The 2,909-nt window shown below is 67.9% G+C and carries 3 protein-coding genes and 1 tRNA gene; 2 read left to right on the top strand and 2 right to left on the bottom strand.

Annotated elements, in window-relative coordinates; all coding sequences use genetic code 11:
* Positions 1–149: 149 nt before the first annotated feature.
* Positions 150–542: a cyclic nucleotide-binding/CBS domain-containing protein gene (locus ACFWGJ_RS43135; RefSeq protein ID WP_387334434.1), complete on the top strand. Its 393-nt coding sequence runs from the start codon at positions 150–152 to the stop codon at positions 540–542.
* A gap of 149 nt (positions 543–691) precedes the next feature.
* On the opposite strand, the gene ACFWGJ_RS43130 is transcribed toward ACFWGJ_RS43135, so the two are convergent.
* Positions 692–2,143: a catalase gene (locus ACFWGJ_RS43130; RefSeq protein WP_387334433.1), complete on the bottom strand. Its 1,452-nt coding sequence runs from the start codon at positions 2,141–2,143 to the stop codon at positions 692–694.
* A gap of 156 nt (positions 2,144–2,299) precedes the next feature.
* Between ACFWGJ_RS43130 and ACFWGJ_RS43125 the strand changes: the two genes are divergently transcribed.
* Positions 2,300–2,719 (top strand): Fur family transcriptional regulator, encoded by a 420-nt coding sequence (locus ACFWGJ_RS43125; protein WP_107020127.1) that lies wholly within the window; start codon positions 2,300–2,302, stop codon positions 2,717–2,719.
* Positions 2,720–2,818: 99 nt separating this feature from the next.
* On the opposite strand, the gene ACFWGJ_RS43120 is transcribed toward ACFWGJ_RS43125, so the two are convergent.
* Positions 2,819–2,892: transfer RNA gene (locus ACFWGJ_RS43120), tRNA-Met, on the bottom strand.
* Between the last annotated feature and the right edge of the window lie 17 nt (positions 2,893–2,909).

The following is a 2,909-nucleotide window of genomic DNA, read 5'->3' as shown; positions in this document are numbered from 1 at the left end:
GTCCGGGGCACGGGCGACCCGCCACGCGCCCCGAACCGGCCGCGTACGCCCTCTTGTTGACCCTCCCTTTAACTGCGACTCTGAGAGTCCCCCCACTTGTGAACTTGTGAATTCGTTAACGAACGAATTCGTAGGAGGTGGCTCCGTCCATGCTCGTCCGCGACGCCATGAGCACGGTGGTCCTCACCATCGGCCCCGCCCACACACTCCGTAAGGCCTCCGCCCTGATGGCCGCGCGCCGCGTCGGGGCGGCGGTGGTCCTCGATCCCGACGGCATCGGGATCGGCATCCTCACCGAGCGCGACATCCTCAACTCCGTCGGCCTGGGCCAGAACCCGGACTCCGAGCGGGCGCACGCGCACACGACCACGGACGTGGTGTTCGCGGCCCCGACCTGGACGCTGGAGGAGGCCGCCCGGGCCATGGCCCACGGCGGTTTCCGGCATCTCATCGTCCTCGACCGGGGTGAACCGGTCGGCATCGTCTCGGTCCGCGACATCATCCGCTGCTGGGCACCACTCCGTCAGCCCGCCCCGGCCTGAGAGCCCGAGCAGCTCCGAACAGGCTCTGCACGGGCCCCGTACGAGCTCCGTACGGGCCCGAGCGGGCGGCGGCACAAAGGTGAGCGGGCCGGCTCCCCGGTACGAGGGAATCCGGCCCGCTCTCTACGGCAAGCGATCCAGTGCTGGTGTCAGCCGCGCAGGGCCTGGACCGCGGCGTCCAGCCGCTTGCCGAAGTCCTCGTCGGCCTGACGGAAGTTGCCGATGGCCCGCGCGGCGATGTCGTCGCGCGAGACCTGGGCGATGAAGCCCGCCAGGTTGCCGATCAGCCGCTCCTGCTCGGCCTCGGACATCAGACGGTAGAGATTGCCCGCCTGTACGAAGTCGTTGTCCTCGGCGTGGACCGGCGCCTCGCCGTTGCCGGTGACGCCGGTGACGGGCAGGGGCTGCCACAGCGGCCGGTCCGTCTGGACGGGCCCGCCGAAGCTGTTCGGCTCGTAGTTCTTCGCGCCCTTGTGACGGCCGTCGTACAGGAAGCCGTCACGGGAGTTGGTACGGGCCTCGGTGGCGTGCGGACGGTTCACCGGCAGGTGGTCGGCGTTGACGCCGACGCGGTAGCGGTGGGCGTCGCCGTACGCGAAGAGGCGGCCCTGCAGCATCTTGTCGGGCGAGGGCCCGATGCCCGGCACGAAGTGCGCGGGGCTGAAGACGCTCTGCTCGACCTCGGCGAAGACGTTCTCCGGGTTGCGGTTGAGCTCCAGCTTCCCGATCTCGATCGGCGGGTAGTCCTCGTGCGGCCACACCTTGGTGAGGTCGAACGGGTTGAAGCGGTAGCCCGCCGCGTCGGCCGCCGGCATGATCTGCACCTGCACGGTCCAGGACGGGAAGTCGCCGCGCTCGATCGACTCCCGCAGATCGCGCTGGTGCGAGTCGGGGTCGAGCCCCGAGACCTTCACCGCTTCCTCGGTCGTCAGGTTCTTGATGCCCTGGTCGGTCTTGAAGTGGTACTTGACCCAGAAGACCTCGCCGGCCTCGTTGTTCCACTGGTAGGTGTGCGAGCCGTACCCGTTCATGTGGCGGTACGAAGCCGGGATGCCGCGGTCGCCGAAGAGCCAGGTCACCTGGTGGGTGGACTCGGGCGACAGCCCCCAGAAGTCCCACACGTTGTCGGCTTCCTGCGAGCCCGTGTACGGGTCGCGCTTCTGCGTGTGGATGAAGTCGGGGAACTTGATGGCGTCCTTGACGAAGAACACCGGGGTGTTGTTGCCGACGAGGTCGTAATTGCCCTCCTCGGTGTAGAACTTCAGCGCCCAGCCGCGCGGGTCACGGACGGCGTCGGCCGAACCGAGGTTGCCGGCCACCGTGGAGAAGCGCAGGAAGGTCTCGGTCTGCTTGCCGACCTCGGAGAGGAACGCGGCACGCGTGTAGCCGGTGACATCGGCGGTGACGGTGAACGTGCCGTAGGCGCCGGCGCCACGGGCGTGCACGACGCGCTCCGGAATGCGCTCGCGGTTGAAGTGCGCGAGCTTCTCCAGCAGGAGCTGGTCCTGGACGAGGACCGGGCCGCCGATGCCCGCGGTCTCGCTGTTCTGGTTGTCGGCCACCGGCGCGCCGGCCTCCGTCGTAAGCGGTCCCTGCGTCACGTGCGCCTCCTGCGTCATTCCTTGCAAGTCCTGTCACTCGGCTCGATCTTTCACCAGAGCCGAGCTCGATCCTACAATAGACATTGTCTAAGTCAAGCTACGCTCCAAAGTCACACCTGTTCGGATTCTGGTCCAGCAGGCTGTTAAGCTGTGCGCATGAGCGACCTGTTGGAACGACTGCGCGGACGCGGCTGGCGCATGACAGCGCAGCGGCGCGTCGTGGCCGAGGTCCTGAACGGGGATCACGTCCACCTGACGGCCGACGAGGTACACGCGCGCGCCGTGGTGCGGCTCCCGGAGATCTCCCGGGCGACCGTCTACAACACCCTGGGCGAGCTGGTCTCGCTCGGCGAGGTGCTGGAAGTCGCCACGGACAAGCGCGCCAAGCGGTACGACCCGAACGCCCACCGGCCGCACCACCACCTGGTCTGCGCCCAGTGCGGCGCGATCAAGGACGTGCACCCGGACGGCAACCCGCTGGCGGACCTCCCCGACTCCGAGCGCTTCGGCTTCACGGTCTCGAACGTAGAGGTGACGTACCGAGGTCTCTGCCCGAACTGCGCGGCAGCAGCCTGACGACTCCGTCTCCCGCGTGGCTCCCGGAGCCACGCACAACACCCGTACAACACCTAGGGCCCGGAACCAATGATCTGGTTCCGGGCCCTGGTTTTTCAGTAGCGGGGACAGGATTTGAACCTGCGACCTCTGGGTTATGAGCCCAGCGAGCTACCGAGCTGCTCCACCCCGCGCCGTTGTGTTGCAACCG

This window comes from Streptomyces sp. NPDC060205, from assembly GCF_042728395.1.
Lineage (GTDB): Bacteria > Actinomycetota > Actinomycetes > Streptomycetales > Streptomycetaceae > Streptomyces.
Note: the sequence above shows the minus strand (reverse complement) of the source record. Positions and strands in the feature narration are given on the sequence as shown.